The organism is Lysobacter sp. DMC104 (genome assembly GCF_056313665.1).
The window spans coordinates 88,807-108,402 of sequence record NZ_JBQUZW010000007.1 but is presented as its reverse complement, the minus strand read 5'-3'; the positions used below and the strand labels follow the sequence as shown (position 1 = coordinate 108,402).

Here is a 19,596-nt window from a genome sequence, read left to right as displayed (position 1 = left end):
GCCACGGCCTTCGAAGACGCAGGGGTCGAAGACAGCAGGGTCGACGGCACTCATGTCGCGTCGCCGGCCTGCGCCAGCGTTTCGAGGGCGGCCTTGAGCCGGTCCTGCGCGCCCGTCGAGCGCGCGCGTCGTGCGATCACCGGCGTGCGCGAGACCGGGGCCGCGGGCTTTTCCGCCGGCAGCAGGTCGGCCAGGCGCGCCACGGTCGGCGCCTCGAACATCGCCCGCAGCGCCAGCGCCGTGCCGAACGCGCGGTTGATGCGGGTAACGACCTGCGTCGCGAGCAGCGAATGGCCGCCGAGCGCGAAGAAGTCGTCGTGCACGCCGATGCGGTCCTGGCCCAGCACTTCGCTCCAGATGCCGCACAGCTCGCGTTCCACCGGCGTGCGCGGCGGAATGAAGTCGTGCGCGGCGCCGGGACGCTGCGGATCGGGCAGCGCCCTGCGATCGAGCTTGCCGTTCGGCGTCAGCGGGAAGCGCGGCAGCCACACGAACGCGCCGGGCACCATGTGCTCGGGCAGTTCGCGCGCCAGATGCTGGCGCAGCACCGCGCCGATCTGGCGACGCTGCAATGCCTGCGCGGGCGAGCTCGCGCACTGTGCCAGCGTCAACCCGGCGGGCGGCGGCAGCGTCCATTCCGGCAGCGCCGCACCGGGCGCGGCGAAGACCGCGCGCAGGCGACCGTCGGCGGCGCCGTCGATCCAGCTCAGTTCCATCTGCCGCCCGCTTGCGACCGCGAGTTCGGCCAGCACCTGCGGATCGATGCCGGGTTCGGCTGCGGACACCGCGCGGCGCAGTTCGCCGACGGTCTTCAGCTCGCCCGGATCGGCCAGCAGGCGCGCGCCGTGCGCATCGACGGCGACGCGCGCGTTCGGGATGCCCGACAGCGCGACCACGCCCGACTGCCACAGGCGGCGTTCCAGTTTGGCCAGATCCCAACCATCGCCCGACCAGTCCGACCACGCCATCGGCACGGCCTGCGGCGGGCGCCGCGTGATGACGACGTCGTAGCGGAACTTGCTCAGCTCGTTGACACGGCGCGCGTCCTTCGGCAGCACGCGCACCGCACCGATGCGTCCCTGCTGCTGCAACAGCGCGAACAGGCCCGGATGCACCAGCAGTTCGTTGTCGAGCGCGGCCTGGTGCCACGCGCCGTAGTGCGCCGCGGCCAGCGGTGTGGCCGCCGGTGCCGCGTGCAGTTCCAGCGACGCGGCGAACGCCGGCTGCAGCGACAGGCTGCGCAGATCGCCGAGGAACAGATGGCCGCCCGGCGCCAGCCGCTCCAGCGCGCGTTCGATCACCCGTTCGAGGTACGCGAGGCTCGGGAAGTACTGCGCCACCGAGTTGACGATCACCAGGTCGAAGTCGCCGGGCAGGTCGTCGATCGCGTCGGCCGCACGTTCCAGCAGCTCGACCGAACCGGCCTTGTCGCCCAGCGCGTCGAGATGGCTGCGCAGGTAGTGCAGCGTGGCCGGCGAGAAATCGGTGGCAGTGTAGTGCTCGACCGACGGCGCCACGCGGAACATCAGCAGGCCGGTGCCGCAGCCCAGTTCCAGCGCGCGCCGCGGCTTCAGCGCGAGCAGGCGGGCGACGGTGCCGTCGACCCACTCGCGCATGTCCGCCTGCGGCAGGTGGCTGCCGTCGTAGCGGCTGGTCCAGCCGGCGATGTTGAAGTCGGCCTGCGTGCCTTCGCGCGCCAGTTCGAGCTGCGCGTAGGTGTCCTCGAACACCGTGCGCCACTGCTGCACGGAATCCACCGCCTCGTCGGCGACGGCGTCCGCGTGCGCGGCGTCTTCCGCGCCGTCGTCCGGCGTGCAGACGTAGGCGACCAGCCGCTTCGCGCCGCCGGTGTCGTCGCGCGCGACGACCGCGGCCTCGCGCACCCACGGATGCGCGCGCAGGCGGGTCTCGATCTCGCCGAGTTCGATGCGGAACCCGCGCACCTTCACCTGGTGGTCGACGCGGCCGGCGTATTCGACTTCGCCGTCGGCGCGCCAGCGACCGAGGTCGCCGGTGCGGTACATGCGCTGCCCCGGCGCGACCGCGTGCGGATCGGGCAGGAAGCGTTCGGCAGTGCCGGACGGACGACGGTAATAGCCGCGCGACAGGCCTTCGCCGGCGATGTAGATCTCGCCCAGCACGCCCACGTCGACCGGCTGCAGCGCGTCGTCGAGCACGTACAGCCGCGTGTTCGCCAGCGGCTTGCCGAGCGTGATCTTCGCGCCCGGCACCAGTGGCTTCACCGTGGAATACGTGGTGTCTTCCGAAGGACCGTAGAGGTTCACCACGCGACGGCCGGGCGCGCCCTGCAGTAGCGACAGCACCAGGTCCTCGGTGAAGGGCTCGCCGGCGAGGTTGATCGTACGGATCGACGCGGGAATGCCGCCCTGCTGCAGCAGGCTGCGCGCGGCCGACGGCACGGTGTTGAGCAGCGTGATCGGACGCGCGGGCTGCAGCTGCGGCAGGTCCAGCACGTTGCCCGGCACGGTGATCACGCTCGCGCCCGCGGCCAGCGGCGCGAACATCTCGTACACCGACAGGTCGAAGCAGATCGAGGTGGACGCCAGCGTGCCTTCCAGTTCTTCGGGCGCGAACGCGGACTGCGCCCACGCCATCAGCACCGCGGCGCTGCGATGGCGGATGACCACCGCCTTCGGCCGACCGGTGGAACCGGAGGTGTAGATCAGGTACGCGGCGTTCTCGCCGTGCACGCGGACCGCGGGCGGCACGTCGGCGGACGCATCGGCCGCGGCCTCGAACAGGTCGTCGATCGTCACGAAGCGGCAGTCGCGGACCGGGAAGCGCGGCGCCAGCGCCGCGGTGGTCAGCACGATCTGCGCGCCGCTGTCCTCGGCCATCGCGCTGACGCGATCGTCGGGATAAGCCGGATCCAGCGGTACGTAGGCGCCGCCGGCCTTGAGCACGCCCAGCAGTGCGGCGATCAGCTCCGGCGAACGATGCGCGTAGACGCCGACCATCGTTTCCGGCCCGACGCCGAGCGCGACCAACCGGTGCGCCAGCGCATTCGCGGCGCGATGCAGGCTGCGATGGTCGACGACGCGCGCGCCATCGACCACGGCCGGTGCCTCCGGCGCACGCTGCGCGCCGAGTTCCACCAGCGTGTGCAGGCAGTCGGCGGCCGGCGTCACAGCGGGGACGGCGTTCCAGTCCTCGAGGATCTGGCGACGATGATCCGCGGCCAGCATCGGCAGCGACGACAGCGTCGCGTCGGGTTGCGCGACCATCGCCGCGAGCACCTGCTGCCACTGCTCCAGCATGCGCTGCACGCTGGACGGCCCCCACAGGTCGGTGTTGTATTCCAGCGCGACGTGCAGGCCGTCGTCGGCGTCCTTCACGAAGAACTGCAGATCGAACTTCGCGGTGAACCACTCGTTGGGCAGCGGCTGGATGCGCAGGCCCTCGAACGCGCCCGCGACCGAACTTTCGACCCGCGCCGACTGGTAGATCAGCATCGTGCTGAAGATCGGCGAGCGCGCGAGGTCGCGCACCGGGTTCAGCAGTTCGACCAGTCGATCGAACGGGAAATCCTGGTTCGCGTAGGCATCGGTGGCGACGCGGCGGGCACGATGCAGCAGTTCGCCGACATCCGGGTCGCCGCCGAGGTCGATGCGCAGCGCCATCGCGTTGACGAAGAAGCCGACGAGATCGTCGAGTTCGCGCGCGGTGCGGCCGGCGATCGGGCTGCCGATGATGACGTCGTCCTGGCGCGTGATGCGCTGGAACAGCGCCGCCAGGCCCGACAGCAGCACCATGAACGGCGTCGCGTCGTGATTCCGCCCGAGCTGCACCAGCGCATCGGCGAGACCGCGCGGCAGCTTGTGGTGCGCGACCGCGCCGCGATAGGTCTGCACCGCGGGGCGCGGACGCTCGGTCGGCAGCGACAGCACCGGCAGTTCGCCGCCGAGGCGATGCAGCCAGTAGGTTTCCTGCCCGGTCAAGTGGCCCTGGTCGACCAGCGCGTTCTGCCAGACGGTGTAGTCCTTGTACTGCACCGGCAGCGGCGGCAGCGGCGCTTCCGCACCGTGCAGCGCGGCGTTGTAGATGCGCGCCGCCTGCTGCAGCCACACGCGGATCGACCAGCCGTCGGCGACGATGTGGTGGATCACGTAGGACAGCACGTGCCGCTCCGGCGACAGCACCACCAGTGTCGCGCGCATCAGCGGCGCTACGGCGAGGTCGAAGGGCTGCGCGCCCTCCTCCGTGCGGATGCGCGCCAGCGCCTCCTGCTGTTCCGCGGACGACAGTGCCGACAGGTCGACACGACGCACGCGCCAATGGCCCGGCGGATCGATGATCTGCCGCGGCTCGCCCTCGATCTCGACGAAGCGCGTGCGCAGCGACTCCTGGCGATCGACCACACGACGCAGCGCGTCTTCCAGCGCGCCGGGATCCAGCGCACCGTCGAAGGCGATGGCGCCGGGGATGTTGTAGAACGGGTTGCCCGGTTCGAGCTGGGCGAGGAACCACAGGCGGCGCTGCGCCGCGGACAGCGGGTAGTGGGGCGCGGTCGGCACCGGCCGCAGGGTCGGCGGCACCGGCGGCGCGGCCACGGCCGACGCCTTCGGGCGCACGCGCTCGATCACGTCGGCGTGGCGCGACACGAGATGCTGGGACAGCGCGCGGATCGAACCGAACTCGAAGAACAGCGACAGCGGCACTTCCACGCCCAACGCCTTCTGCAGGCTGTTGCAGGTGTGCACCGCGACCAGCGAGTCGGTACCGACCGCGGAGAACGACGTGTCGTGCGACGCATTGACGATGCCCTGCGCCGCGAGATCGGCCTCGATCAGGCTGGCGACCCAGGCCTGCGCGTCGACGTCGCCGGTCGCGGCCGTCGTCGGGGCCGGCGCGCGCGCGGCGGTGGTCGCCGACGTCGCCGCGACTGGCGCCTGCGCCGGTTTCGTCGCGGTACCGGGCAGCGTGGCGACGGGCGCCACGGCGGCACGGCGATCCACCGCGATGACCACCGCGGTGCCCGAGCCGCCGTCGGCGGCGCGGTCGACCTCGATCACGGTCGCTGCGAAATCGTGCTGGCCGAGCAGCGCGCACCACTGTTCGGAGGTGAGCAGCGGATAGTCGCTGCGCCATGCGGTGTCGCGGAACGCCCACCAGCCGTCGAGCAGGCCGACGGTGCAGTCGGCGAATGCATTCGGGCGCACCGTCTCCACCAGCAGCAGCATGCCGCCCGGGCGCAGCACGTTGCGCATGTAGCGCAGCGTCTGCGCGATGTCGGCGGTCGCGTGCACGACGTTGGCGCCCGCGACGAGGTCGTAGCTGCCGACGCCGAAGCCCTGTGCCACCGGGTCCTGCTCCAGATCGAGCAGCGCGGTGCGCAGCGCCGGCCAATCGCCGAAGCGGTCCTGCCCATGCATCAGGAAGCGGCGACCCACGTCGGTGTAGGCGTATTCGTCGGTGACGCCTTGCAGCGCCGGACGCAGCGCACGCGTGAGCGCGCCGGTGCCGGCACCGATCTCCAGCACGCGCGCGCAGCCGCCCGCGGCCTGCGCCGCGCCAGCGACCATCGCACCCGCGCGCAGCAGCGGCGGGAACTGGCAGTAGAAGGTTTCGAGTTCGTCGACCGAGCCACCGCTGAAAAGCACCTCGACCGGCTGCCGGCGCCCCGCCCAGACCTCGGGCAGCGCGACCATGCAGCGCTGCAGCATCTCGACCGCGCCGCGCGCGAACGGCCAGCGTTCGATGATGCTCGCGGCGCGCGCGGCCGGATCGGCGGACGCCGCAGCGTCGCCGAGATGATAGCCGCCGTCCTCGACCACCACGCGATCGCCGCGCAGGCCGATCTGCAGCAGGCGCGTCAGGTGCGCGCGGCGATCGACGCGCAGCGAGAGCCGGCCCGCGATGGCGTCGATGTCGCGACGTTCCGACGACGACAGCGCATCGACCTCGCGCAGCGACTGCGCGACCAGTTCGGCGCACAGTTCGTCGAGTTCCGGTTGCAGGCGTTCGTCGACGGCACCGGAGGCGTTGCGGCGCGCGGCTTCGGCCAGGCGCGAAACCCTGGCATCGACAACATCCGCCGTCGCGGCGCCCTGCACGAAGGACTGCGTCGCGCCGGCCTTGCCCGCGTTCGGGAAGAACCCTTCGGCGACATTGGCGACCACGGTCTGCGTGCGGTCGGCGTGCCAGATGGCGGCGCCGACGTCGAGCGCCTGCGCGGTGCCCATCGGGAACACGCCTTCGCGCGCGAGCGCCGCGATGGTGCGCTCGTGCGCGACCACGCCGTCCTCACCCCACAGACCCCAGTTGATCGTGCTCGCCTGCTGGCCGCGCTGGCGCAGCCACGCAGCGAAGCCGTCCTGGAACCCGTTCGCCGCGGCGTGATTCGCCTGGCCGGCGTGGCCGGTCACGGCGACCAGCGACGAGAACATCACGAAGCGCCGCGGCTGCAGCATGCCGGTGTGTTCGTGCAGCAGCGCCGAACCCGCGAGCTTGGCGCGCAGCACGTCGTTCCACGCGGCCGGGCCCATGTCGGCCAGGCGCACGTCGCGCAGCACGCCGGCGAGGTTGAACACGGTGTCGACACGCGGGCACAGCTGCGCCAGTTCCGCGCCGGCGACGGCCATCGATTCGGCATCGGCGATGTCGGCGAGCAGCACGTGCACGTCGGCGCCGCGCGCGCGCAGGGCGTCGACGCGATCGCGTGCGTCGTCGCGCAGCCGGCGCCCGATCAGCACGATGCGCTGCGCGCCGCGCGTGGACAGCCATTCGGCCAGCGCGAGACCCAGACCGCCCAGACCACCGGCGATCACGCAGTCGCCGCTCACGGTGCGCGGCACCGCCGGCATCGGCACGGCGGTGATCACCGGCTGCAGGCGGCACGCTTCGCGCCATGCGACGAAGGCGGCGTCACGGGTGGCGGCGTCGAGTTCGGCCACCAGCGCATCGATCGCCGCGGCCGCGCCGTCGCGCAGTCCCAGGTCGACCGCACCGGCCATGCCCGCCGGCAGTTCCAGCGACGCCGTGCGCACGAAGCTCCAGAGCGCGCTCGCGGCGGGCGAACGGAATTCGTCCTCGCCGCTGGCGGACGTGCCGTGCACGGTCGCCCACAGCAGGCGTCGCACCGACAGCGGCTGCGCCAGCACGCCCTGCGCCAGCGCGAGCGCACCGGCGAGCAGGGTGTCGGCCTGCGTCGCGGTCTCGCCCGCGCCGCCGTCGCCGAGCATGCGCGAGCCGCGCAGGTCGAGCACGTCCAGCGCGCCGTGGCGCGCGGCCAGCGTGTGCAGCATCGTGCCGATGCCGTCCGCGGTGGCAAGGTCGGCCATGCAGCGACCGGGCGCGGATTCGAGGAAGCGCACACCGGCGGTCACGCGGGTGAAGCCGCGACCGGCGGCGGCCAGGCGATGGCACAGCGCTTCGCCGATCGCGTTGTCCGCGCCGAGCACCAGCACGTGCGCCGCCGGATGCGGGGCGGACGGCGACGGCAGCGAGGCGTTCGCCCAGGTGATTTCGTACGCCCATTCGGACGCGGGGCGGCCGACGACCGCCTCGCGCACCGCGACGTCGGTCGACGCCGGCTTCGGCAGCGGCAGCGCGAACGTGCGTCGCGTGAACGGATAGGTCGGCACACTCGTGATCCGCGCCCCGAAGGCGGCGAAGTACGGCATCCAGTCGACGTCGCGTCCGGCCTCCCAGCGCGCCGCGGCTTCGTGCAGCGCGGGGTCGACCGCGACGGCGGCGTCCAGCGCCGCGGACGCGCGCTCGGCGTCGAGACGCGCGATCGCGTCCTCGATGTCGGTCGCGAGCACGCAACGGCGCACCGGCATGGCCTCGCGGCCCATGCACAGCGTGTAGGCGACGTCGGCGAGATCGAGTTCCGGATGGGTCTGCAGGTGCAGGTGCAACCGCTGGCGCATCGCGTCCAGCGTGCGCTCGTCGCGGGCCGACAGGCACAGCGGCCACGCGGCGGGCGCGCGTTCGCGCACCGGCGGTCGCGCGGGCGCGCCGCGCAGGATCACGTGCGCGTTGGTGCCGCCGAAACCGAACGAGCTGATGCCGACATGGCGCGCGATGCCGGCGCGCGCACCCGCGGCCCAGGCTTCGGCCTTCAGCAGCGGACGCAGCGGTGCATCGTCGCGCAACAATTGCTCATGCGGCGACGCGAGGTTCAGCGTCGCCGGCTGCACGCCGTGGCGCAGCGCGAGTACCTGCTTGATCACGCCGGCGATGCCGGCCGCTGCCAGCAGGTGGCCGACGTTGGTCTTCACCGAACCGATGCCGCAGCGGGCGTCGGCGTCGCGCGGGCCGAGCACGGCCGACAGCGCGCGCAGTTCGACCGGATCGCCGATCGGCGTGCCGGTGCCGTGCGCTTCGACGTGGTCGATGTCGGTCGGCGCGATGCCGGCGCGCGCGAGCGCCTGGCGCACCACGGCTTCCTGGCCTTCCGGCGTCGGCGCCATGATCCCGATCGAACGGCCGTCGTTGTTGATGGCGGTCGCGGCGACGACCGCATCGATGCGGTCGCCGTCGGCCAGCGCGCGATCGAGCCGCTTCAGCACGACCAGACCGACGCCCTCGCCGGGCACCATGCCGTCGGCGCCGCGATCGAACGCGCGGCAGACACCGCCGGCGGACAACGCGCCGGCCTGCTGCAGCAGTTGCACCATCGTCGTCGACGGCAGCACGTTGACGCCACCGGCCAGCGCAAGATCGCACTGGCCCGAGGCCACGTCGGCGCAGGCGTAATGCAGCGCGACCAGCGACGACGAACACGCGGTGTCCAGCGCCAGCGACGGACCCTTGAGGTCAAGCGCCTGCGCGACGCGCGCGGCGATCATGTTCAGCAGGTTCGCCGGCAGCAGCTGGCTGTTGCGCAGCAGCGCGGCGTCAGCGTCGCGGCCGCGCCATGCGATGAGTTGTTCGAGGTGCGCGTTGTAGCTGGCGCCGACATAGAGGCCCACGTGGCGGCCGGCCGGCATGCGCGCGCCAAGGCAACCGGCGTCTTCCAGCGCGGCATGCGCCGTTTCCAGCAGCAGGCGCTGCTGCGGGTCCATCAGCAGGGCTTCGTCGTCGCCGATCCGGAAGAACGCGGCCGCGAAGTCCATCGCATCGCCGAGCTCGCCGATCGGCCAGCGGCGCTCCGCCTGCGGCCAGCGCCGGTCCGACATCGGCGCGATCGCGCTGGCGCCGTCGAGCAGGTTGCGCCAGAAATCCTCGACGTTCGACGCACCGGGGAAGCGACCGGCCATGCCGATGATCGCCACCGGCACCTGGCGCTCGCGCGCGGAGGCGGGCAGCGGCGATGCGTCCGCATCGGGTCGATCGTCGAGCGCGGCGACGAACTGCGTCAGCTCGCGGATCGTGCGGCATTCGAGCAGCGCCTTCGTGCCGAGCCGGCGATCCAGCGCGTTCTCGGCAAGCAGCAGCATGCGCATGGCCTTGACCGACGTGCCGCCCAGCGACACGAACGAGGCGTCGGGACCGATCTCGTCGATCGACAGTCCCAGTGCCTGTGCCCATGCGCCGGCGATCGCGGTCATCACCGCATCGTGCGGATCGATGATGCCGGTCGAGGCGGGACGGTGTTCGTCGAAGCGACGCGCCAGTTCCGCGAATTCGCCCAGCATCCATTGCGGCACGAACTGGTGGCGCTGGATCTTGCCGCTGCTGGTGTGCGGGATGCGACGCACCGGGATGACGGCGCGCACGGGATAACCGAGGTAGTCCTCGGCCGCGGCGCGCAGTGCGTGCAGGAACGTCCAGTCCGGGTTGTGCGGACGTTCGACCACGAACAGCAGCACCGATTCGCTGCCGTCGACGGGATCGATCGCGCCGCAGGCCGCGATGCGGCTGGTCTTCAGGCCGAAGGCACGGCTGAGGTGCTGCTCCAGATCCACCGCCATCACGTTGCGGCCGTTGATCAGGATCACGTCCTTCAGGCGGCCGGTGATCGTGAGTCGCCCTTCACGCAGGAAGCCGAGGTCTCCCGTGCGCAGCCAGCCTTCGGTGTCGAACAGGCGCTCCGACAATCCCTGGCCGTGGTAGCCCGCAGTGACGCTGCCGCCGCGGATGCAGATCTCGCCGAGCCGGTTCTCCGGCAGCACGCTGCCGTCCTCGGCGATGATGCGCGTCTGCACGCTGCACAGCGGGAAACCGACGTCCGGGTATTCGATGACCTCCTCGCCCGGTTGCGCATCGCGCACGATGCCTTCTCGCAGCAGCGCCTGGCGATCGAGGCGATGCACGCGCCACGGCTGCCCCATCGGCGGGAACGCGGCGGCGACGGTGGCTTCCGCCAGACCGTAGACCGGCATCACCGCATTGCGCGACAGCCCCGCGGGCGCGAGTCTGTCCGCGAAATCCGACAGCGTCTTCACCCAGACGGGCTCGGCGCCGTTCATCCACATGTACACGCAGGACAGATCCAGCCCGTCCGGCCCGTCTTCGCCCAGCTTCTCCAGCACCTGGCGCATGCTGAAGTTCGGGCCGCCGACGATCGCCGACCGGTGCTCGTGGATCTTGCGCAGCCACAGCAGCGGGTCGGCGATGAAATCGGCCGCCTCGATCTTCACCTGCGGCGCCATCAGCAGCGTCGGCGTCAGGTGGAAGACGATCAGGCCCATGTCGTGGTAGTACGGCATCCAGTTGATGAAGCCGTGCGACGGGCGGAACCCGTTCACCTCCGCCATGTCGCGGACATTGGTGACCATGTTGGCGTGCGTGAGCCGCACGCCCTTGGGCACGCCGGTCGAGCCCGACGAGAACTGCAGGTACGCGAGATCGCCCGGCGACGCGACGTGTTCGACCGCCATGCCGCCTTCGGGCAGGCGATCGACGACGAGGATGCGATGCCCGCCGTCCAGCGCCGGCACACCGTTCGCGTAATCCTCCGCCTGGTCGGCGTCGATCAGGATCGTCGCGCCCGGGAACAGCGACGACACGGCACGCATGCGCCGCGCCGGTTCCGATTCGCGCCGCCAGCTCCCCGTCTTCGGCAGCAGCACCGGCACGATGCCGCCGAGGATGCAGGCCCAGAACGCCTCGATCTGCTGCTCTCCGCCACCCAGCTGCGTCAGCAGGTGGTCGCCCGGTCGCAGTCCGGAGGCCTGCAGCCCGGCCAGGAGCGCCTGTGCGCGCCCCAGCAGCATGGCGTAGGTGAGCCTGAGTTCGCTGCCGTCCGCACGCACGAAGGCGAGCTCGACGGTGGCGGCCTCGCGCGCCGCGCGATGCAGAACGTCTTGCAGTGTCGAGGGCATCGAGTCGGTCACTTTGTGCATTCCCTGGCGCATCCGGACGCACGCCGCCCGTCATCGGGCGTCGAGCGGCGACGAAAAAAATCCCGGGTGCCCACGAGCACCGAGAGGATGTTGATCGGATTGGTGTTACGGAGGAGGAGCAGTCTTGCTCGTCAGTTCACGCTTTCCATTGCGCGGCGCAGACTCAGCGGACGCATGTCGGTCCACACTTCGTCGATGTACGCGAGACATTCTTCCTTGCTGCCGGTCTTGCCGGCATTGCGCCAACCCAGCGGAAGTTCGCGGTCGGCAGGCCAGATCGAGTATTGCTCTTCGTGGTTGACCACCACGGCATGAATACGGTTGTCACCAGATTCCATCGTCATCTCCTGATCACCAAACAACTTTCCATTTCGTTTCCCTGCAGATGAATCCTATCGTGGACGCATTACACGATCAAGTCGACCAACCTGATGCGCGCACGAATCGCGAAAATCTCATCCGTTGAGAATGCGGATCAACTGCCTTGAATGTCATCGACCTCATTGTTTCGATTGCAACCATCCGCGGATCGCGAAGGCCGCCTTCCGCGAAATCCATCCTACGCTGCGCACATGACGCTTTCCCGCGCGTATTTCCCGCGTTTTCCGGGAGTTTCCCGGGCGCGCGCGATCGCTTTGTTTTCCTCGGGAAAAACAAGTTTCCGATCGATTTCGCGACGCCGTCGCCAGGACACGATTAACGATGCGGAAACTTTTTCTTAACGAAAGCGATGCATCACGGCGCGGGCCAATACCGGCAAACATTTCATCGGATATTGACGCCGCCAGCCATGATGCGATGCATGCGAGATTCCGAATCCGCACGCCTGCATTCGATTGCAGGTTTTGAATACACTCGTGCATACAAATGGAAATACGAATGCGCACACACCACCCGCGCATGCGAGCCCGGCGCGATCGGTTCGATTGCGCCCCACGGGAACGATCGAGATGGCGCCGCGTTGACGCATCACGATGCCTGCGGGCGTTCGTGCCCATGCGTCGCGCCGGAACGCGCGTCATCGGTGCGCCCCCGAGATCGGACGCTTGTCGCCGCAGGGCAGATGGCAGGCAAAGAAAAACCCCGCCGGAGCGGGGTTTCTCGTGTCGCGGAACCGCGGCGGCGATCAGAACTTGTACTGGCCCGAGAAGGCGAACAGGTTGACGTCGCTGCTGAACTTGCCGAACAGGACATGGCGCGAGGAATCGAAGATGCCGATCTTCGGCGTATCCGGCTGGATGCGCGTGTAGCCGGCATTGAGCTCGATCTTGTCGCTCATGTTCCAGGTCACGCCCAGCGAGTACCAGCGGCGATCCTCGTCGGGCAGGCGCGGGGTGCGCGTGGCGAACGTGGTCGGGGTCTCGTCGTAGGCATAGCCGCCGCGCAGGGTGAAGGCGTCGGACAGCTTGTACTCCGCACCGATCGACCAGAAGCGGGTGTCGCCCCAGTTGAAGGGTTCGACCGAATCCGCATCGGGATTGTCGAAGTCGATGCGCACTTCGCGCAGCGAATGCCAGTCGGTCTGCGTGAAGTCGCCCATCAGCGCGAGCTTGTCGTTGACCTGCCACATGGCGCTGAACGTGGTGATGCTCGGCGTGGTGAGCTTGGCGAGCGCACCGCCGTCCTTGAACAGCGACGAGGTAGTCGGGCTGGAGCCGAAGATCGTGGCGACGTCGGCCGGCACGGTCCAGTCGACCTTGCCGTCGAGCTCGTGGTCGATCTCGGAGCGGTGCGACAAGCCGAACGACAGGCTGTCGGTCGGACGGAAGGTCATGCCGACGATCCAGCCGAAAGCGGAGTCGTCGCCGGTCACGACGGCCTTGCCGTCGCGCAGCTGCGGACGGGCGAAGGGCAGCGGACGGGTCGCCGGGTTGGCGAACAGCGCGGTACCGAAGTCGACCGCCTTCGACAGCTCGGCTTCGCCGCGCTCGTAGATGATGCCGGCGCCGACCGAGAAGCGGTCCGGCACGATTTCATAGGCGGCGGACACGGTCAGGTCGACCGTCTTCACTTCCGACTTGATGGCCGAGTAGCGGCCGACCCAGTTGGCGTCGTATTCGGTCTTCAGGCCGAAGGGCGCGCTGACCATGGCGCCGACGGCCAGGCCGTTGTCGAACTTGTGGATGATCGACATGGCCGGCACCGGGGTCACGTCGCCGGCTTCGCCGCCGTCGCCGCCAGTGAGGGGAGCCGCGACCGGGCCGAAGCCGTAGCCGGCATAGCCGCCGCCGCTGAACTTGGCGTTGAGGTCGATGACGGTGACGTCGGCCTGGATGGTGGTGCCCGAGAAGCGGGTCATGGCGGCCGGGTTGTTGACGACGACCGAGGTGTCGCCCGGGGCGACGGCGGAACCGGCGAACGCGCGGCCGAGGGCCTTGGCGCTGTTTTCCTTCAGCTGGAAGCCCGAGGCATGGGCCTGGCCGAAGGCCAGCGCGCCGGCGATGCCCAGCGCGAGCGCGGACATCTGGACGATACGAGTGTGGCTGTGCATGGTGCTTGCGTCTCCGTGGACAGGATAGGGTCTGCGCCGTGCGGCCGGGCGCTGTTCCTCGCCCGTGCCGTTCCTGCCGGAAGCCCCCTCCCGACGTACGACGCCGTACGTACTATAACCCGCCCATTAACCAGAAGCTAACAAGCACGCACGCCTCGCCGGGTGTGGTTTCATGGCGGATTCAAGCGTGCTTGCGATCGTTCACGACATGTTCGTTCAGCTTCCCGTCCGCCGCAGGGGCGGTCTGCGTTGGGCCACGCCGCTGGTGTTCGCGGCGCTGTGGCTGGCTTACCTCTGGGCGGGCACTCGCCCGGAACCCGAGCATCGCGCCCTGTTGCAGGGCTGGGGCGCGCTCACCGGGGGACCGGACGCCGCCGACACCTTCCGCGCGCTGTGGGCCGATGGCCGCTGGGTGCAGTTGTTCACCGCACTGTTCCTGCATGCGGACTGGGCGCACCTGCTGGGCAACCTGGTGTTCCTGCTGATCTTCGGCCTGCCCGCGGAGCGGACAATGGGCCCGTGGCGGTTCCTGGCGCTGTTCCTGCTGGGTGGCGCAGTGGCCAACCTCGCGACCGTGTTCACCATCGGCGGACCGGAACGCTCGGTGATCGGCGCCAGCGGCGCGGTGTCGGCGGTCATCGGCGCCTACCTCGCGCTGTTCCCCGGCGCCAAGCTCGGCGTGGTCCTGCCGCTGGGGCTGTTCCTCGAATTCATCCGCGTGCCGGCCTCGCTGCTGATCGGCATCTGGGCGGCGTTGCAGGTCGGCTTCGCCTACATCGGACCGGCGTTCGGCGCGGTGGCCTGGAGTGCGCACATCGCCGGCTTCCTGTTCGGCGTGCTGTTCGCGATCGCCGCACGCGCGTCGATCGCGCGCCGGCTGCGCCGCAGCCGCGGCTACTGACCCCGCCCTCGCCTCGCGCCCTGCGACTGCGGGCCGGTATCATCCGCCCATGCAGAAGACGCTCTACAAGGTCACCTTCCTCAACCACGGCCGGATCTACGAGCTCTACGCCGGGCGCGTGGGTAGCGGCAGCCTGTGGGGGTTCACCGAGGTCGCGGACCTCGTGTTCGACGTACACGACGGGCTGGTGGTCGATCCCACCGAGGAACGCCTGCGCGACGAGTTCGCCGGCACGAAGGTGCTGCACCTGCCGATGCAGAGCATCGTCCGCATCGAGGAAGTCGAGAAGAAGGGGCCGTCCGCGATCCGCGACGCCGCCAGCGGCGAGAAGGTGGTCACGCCCTTCCCGCTGCCGGCGAAGCCGCGCTGAGCAGGCGGCGGCCTGCGCCGCCGCCCGCGAAACATCGCGCGATCAGAAGTCGATGCGCCGGCGGTTGTCGGCCGAGACGCGATCGATCAGCTTGTTGTCCGGATCGAAGCCGGCCTCGTACGGTTCGCCATCGACCACCACCGTCAGCTTCGGCTGCGCCGTGGTGATGTGGTGGCGTTGCAGGTACAGGGCCTTCTGGTCCGCTTCCTTGCCCGACGGCGCCTTCGCGTACACGCCGACCTCGATCCAGTCGTCGAGCACGCCGGGCGTTTCGCGGCCCTTGCCGTCGGCGTAGCGCTTGGCCGCGCGCAGGTCCAGCGTGACCTCGTACTTGCCGTCCGCACGCTTCTTCGCGGTCGCGGCTTCGACCCGGTTGTCGTAGAAGCTGATCTTCTCGAACAGGTCGCGGATCAGCGCTTCGTGTCCCGGCCCGGCCTCTGCGCGGATGGCGTCGAGCAGCGCGGCGCTGGTCGCGTACGGCGGCTGCTGGAAGGCATTCGCCTGCAGGAACTTCTTCAGCGCGCGATCCAGCGCCTCTTCGCCGATCTCCTCGCGCAGGCGGTAGAACACCAGCGAGCCCTTCTGGTAGTGGATGTACTGCTGGTTCTCCACACGGTAGATCGGCAGCTCTTCCACCACTTCGCCGGCGCGCCCGGCCAGGTAGCGATCGAGTTCGTAACGCAGGAACTTGCGCATCTTGCCGCGGCCGTATTCCTTCTCCATCACCATCAGCGCCGAGTACTGCGCCAGCGACTCGATCAGCATGCTCCAGCCCTGCACGCCCGCCCCCACCACCTGGTGTCCCCACCACTGGTGGGCGACTTCGTGCGCGGTGACATAGGACACGTAGTCGATGTCGTCAGCATCGCCAAGGTCGGCGATGAAGCCGATGCTCTCCGAGAACGGGATCGTGTTTGCGAAGCTCTGCGCGAAGCTCGCATACCGCGGGAACTCGATGATCCGCACCTGACGGTGCTGGTAGGGCGTGAAGCGGGTTTCGTAGTAGTCCAGCGAACGCTGCACGCCGACGATCATGCGGTCGACGTTGTAGGCGTGCTTCGGATCGTGGTAGATCTCGATCGGGATGCCTTTGTACGCGCCCCGACGCACCTGCCAGCGCGCGGACAGGAACGCGTAGAAGTTCAGCATCGGCCGGTCCATCGCGTAGCGGAAGCAATGGCGGCCCGCCGCGTTGCGGTACTCGCGAACCAGGTAGCCTGGCGACAGCGCGATCTGGTCCGGCGCGGTGCAGATCGTGGTCTTGAAGTCGATCCAGTCGGCATCGTCGCTGAGCGGGTTGTTCTGCCGCGCGGCCACGTCCTCCAGCTTCGGCATGCGCTGCGGTTCGCCCAGCCCGCGCTTGCGGCGCTCGTTGCGATCGGTGATCTCGTAGCCCGTGCTGTAGCCGAACGCCGGGAAGACGTCGTTGTTGAAGAACGTGCCGTTGTCGACGATGCGGGTGCCGACGCCGTTGTTGGTGAAACCCTTGGGCGCCACCTCCACGCGGAAGCGGAACGTCCGTTCCTCGCCGGGCGCCAGCGGCTTCGCGAGGTGGTAGATCCGGTAGCCCGCCTCGGCGTCGTGGTGGCGCAGCGTGGCGCCGCCGAGGTCGATGCTGGCCAGGGTTTCGTCGTCCTCCATCGCGATGTGCACGTCGGCGATCGGCACGGCGTGCGGGTTGTGCACGCGGTAGACGCCGTTCACGACCATCGACTGCGTCTCCGGATGCAGGTCCACGTCGATGTCGGCCGCGAGGATCTTCGGCTGCGGCAGATTGCGGTATTTCGAGTATTCGCGCTCGTAGCGGGCCTGCAGATCGAGCTGCTCGTCGGGCGTGCGGTAGTGATTGAGGATGTTGGTGTTCCAGAAGATGAAGCCGCCCACGCCCGCCCAGGCCAGCACGACCACCCCCAGCGCGACGCCCTGCGGGCCTTGCAGGCGTCGGCGCCCGAGGCGCAGCCGCTCGCGCCAGCCGCCGCCCACGCCCCGCACCCACAGCGCCGAAGCCAGCAGCAGCATCGCGGTCATGAACAGGCCCCAGTAGCCCTGGAACCACAGCTGCGGCGGCAGCAGCTGCCCGTAGCCGTTCATGTCCGACCATTGCGCGTTGGGCGCGGAGGCGTAGTTGTAGAGGTTGTGGGTGAGATCCAGCGAGCCCATCACGCCCTGCAGCACCAGGAAGATCACCATCAACCCGTAGCCGGCGAACTTGTTGTTGGCGTACGCCTGCAGGCTCAGCGCCAGACCCGCCATCAGCACGTAGACGATGCTGTCCAGCGCGAGGATGCGCAGGTAGACGGTGGGCTCGAACTGCATGTGCCCCTTCGCCAGCTGGACCACCATCGCGGCGAGTCCGCCGAACAGCTGGAAGCCCAGGATCACCAGCACCAGCGCACCGAACTTCGCCGCCAGCGGCACCCAGTCGGGCACCGGCATCGCGTCGCTGACCTCGTGGATCCTGGCCGCTCGCGCCTTGCCGAACAGCTCGCCGGCATAGAACAGCACGATGATCATCAGCACGAAGCTGTACGACCCCTGCAACGCCTGCAACATCTGCGAGGTCACGGGATGGATCGGCGTGTCGTACAGCGTGCTGGCTGTCAGCGCGCTCGGCACGAAATTGGCGATCGCGAACAGCAGCATGATCACGAACGGCACGCCGCGGAACACGCTGGCGGCATCGAAGCGCAGGTGCGCGACGAACTGCGCGAACGCGGTGCGGGCACCGGTGGAGGCTGGCACCGCGCTGCGCGCAGCGCGCGGCGCGGGCATCGATGCAGGCGTCGATGCGGGTTCCGGCGCGGCCACCACGGCCTTGCGACGGAACAGTCCGCGTCCGGTGCCCGTGCGCTGCGGCTTGAACAGCGACAGGCTGGCACCGAACAGCAGCAGCGACAGGCCGGTCCACAGCGCGCGGTTCGCCAGCAGCATGCCGTCCAGTGCCGGCACCAGCGTGTTCATCTCGTCGGCCGACCAGTAGCGGATGGTGCGCGCGAACGCGATCCGGGCCAGCGGCTCCCACAGCGCGACCGTGCGCACGTTGTCGAGGTCACTCAGCAGCGAAACACCGACGAAATACAGCACGAAGAACCCGAGGACGCCGATGTAGACCCACAGGATGCTGCGGGTGATCACCGCCATCAGCGACAGCAGTGCGGCCGTGAACAGCAGGTTCGGCAGGAACACCACCGCCAGGCTCCACGCGTACGGCAGCAGCGTGACCGGTCCGAGCCGCTCGGGTTCGATCCACGGCATGAACTGCGCGATGAACATCGCGCCGACGATCACGCCGTACACGCACAGGCAGGCCGCCACCGCGGCGGCGATGCGGCCGATCACGAAATCGCGGCGGCGCACCGGGCTGGCGAAGATCAGTTCGGCCGTGCCCATCTCGAAATCGCGCAGCAGCGCCGCATGCACCGACATCGCGACGAACAGCATGCCGATCATGCTGAAGGCCACCGACAGGCCGATGATCACGCGCGGCGCATTGCGATGGACGTTGCCGATCGCGCCACCGACCTGCACGGCGTCGGTGGTCAGCGCGGCGAAGGCCATCAGCGCGAACAGGATGCCGAGCAACCACAGCACCGGCGATCGCAGCTGCTGGCGCAGCTCGAAGCGGAAGAATTCAAACATGGTCGCCTCCTCAGGCCGCGACGGCGTGCTGGCGCAGGCGCTGGAAGTAGACGTCCTCGAGGTCCGGACGGATCAGCTCGAAACCATCCTCCGGGTCCTGCTCGGCATAGACGTGGATCTCGGGCGTGCCCTGCACCAGCCGCGTCGACAGCACCTGGAAGGCCTGCTGGTACTTCGGCAACGCCTCCATCGGCACGCGCTTGTGCCAGATGCGCGATTCGAGCGCGGCGATGGCGTCGGCGGGCCGGCCGGTCAGCAGCACTCGGCCCTTGTTCATGATCGCCATGTTCGGGCACAGGTCGGTGACGTCCTGCACGATGTGCGTGGACAGGATCACCGCGACGTTCTCGCCGATCGACGCGAGCAGGTTGAGGAAGCGGTTGCGTTCCTCCGGATCGAGGCCCGCGGTGGGTTCGTCGACGATGACCAGCCGCGGATCGCCGAGCAGCGCCTGCGCGATGCCGAAGCGCTGGCGCATGCCGCCGGAGAACCCGCCGAGCTTGCGCTTGCGCACGTCCCACAGATTCACCTGCTGCAACAGGCCATCGACGACCTCGCGGCGCACGCGGCGATCGGTGATGCCCTTCAGCACCGCGAAGTGTTCGAGCAGGTCCAGCGCGCTGACCTTCGGATACACGCCGAAATCCTGCGGCAGATAGCCGAGCCGCCGCCGCACCGCGTCCTTGTCGCGCAGCACGTCGATTCGGGTGCCGGCGCCGTCGTCGAACACCGCGGTGCCGGCATCCGCCTCCTGCAAGGTGGCCAGCGTGCGCATCAGCGACGACTTGCCGGCGCCGTTCGGGCCGAGCAGGCCGAACATGCCGCGCGGGATGTCGAGGGACACGTCGTCGAGTGCGCGCACGCCGTTGGCGTACGTCTTGCGAAGGTCGCGGATGGTGAGCATGCGTGGGGTCCCCGGTGGCGCCCGCCAATCCGGGCTGAG

General features: G+C 69.4%; 7 protein-coding genes. 2 read left to right on the top strand and 5 right to left on the bottom strand.

The annotated features are described in order from the left end of the window. Positions 1-50: 50 nt before the first annotated feature. From ACT53R_RS10710 to ACT53R_RS10700, 3 genes are all read right to left on the bottom strand, one after another. Positions 51-11,252 (bottom strand): amino acid adenylation domain-containing protein, encoded by an 11,202-nt coding sequence (locus ACT53R_RS10710; protein WP_476171861.1) that lies wholly within the window; start codon positions 11,250-11,252, stop codon positions 51-53. A gap of 131 nt (positions 11,253-11,383) precedes the next feature. Further along, positions 11,384-11,590, bottom strand: coding sequence for an MbtH family protein (locus ACT53R_RS10705; protein ID WP_374297959.1), 207 nt, complete (start codon positions 11,588-11,590; stop codon positions 11,384-11,386). Positions 11,591-12,378: 788 nt separating this feature from the next. Further along, the gene (locus ACT53R_RS10700; protein ID WP_476171860.1) at positions 12,379-13,743 is read right to left on the bottom strand and encodes an OmpP1/FadL family transporter; all 1,365 of its coding nucleotides are present in this window, start codon (positions 13,741-13,743) and stop codon (positions 12,379-12,381) included. 208 nt (positions 13,744-13,951) lie between these two features. Between ACT53R_RS10700 and ACT53R_RS10695 the strand changes: the two genes are divergently transcribed. Then, positions 13,952-14,644 (top strand): rhomboid family intramembrane serine protease, encoded by a 693-nt coding sequence (locus ACT53R_RS10695; RefSeq protein WP_476171859.1) that lies wholly within the window; start codon positions 13,952-13,954, stop codon positions 14,642-14,644. A 49-nt stretch (positions 14,645-14,693) separates the two neighbouring features. After that, positions 14,694-15,014 (top strand): DUF1820 family protein, encoded by a 321-nt coding sequence (locus ACT53R_RS10690; RefSeq protein WP_476171858.1) that lies wholly within the window; start codon positions 14,694-14,696, stop codon positions 15,012-15,014. A 42-nt stretch (positions 15,015-15,056) separates the two neighbouring features. On the opposite strand, the gene ACT53R_RS10685 is transcribed toward ACT53R_RS10690, so the two are convergent. Together ACT53R_RS10685 and ACT53R_RS10680 are read right to left on the bottom strand one after the other, a co-directional pair. After that, the gene (locus ACT53R_RS10685; RefSeq protein ID WP_476171857.1) at positions 15,057-18,653 is read right to left on the bottom strand and encodes an ABC transporter permease/M1 family aminopeptidase; all 3,597 of its coding nucleotides are present in this window, start codon (positions 18,651-18,653) and stop codon (positions 15,057-15,059) included. 10 nt (positions 18,654-18,663) lie between these two features. Next, the gene (locus tag ACT53R_RS10680; protein WP_476171856.1) at positions 18,664-19,557 is read right to left on the bottom strand and encodes an ABC transporter ATP-binding protein; all 894 of its coding nucleotides are present in this window, start codon (positions 19,555-19,557) and stop codon (positions 18,664-18,666) included. Positions 19,558-19,596: the final 39 nt, after the last annotated feature.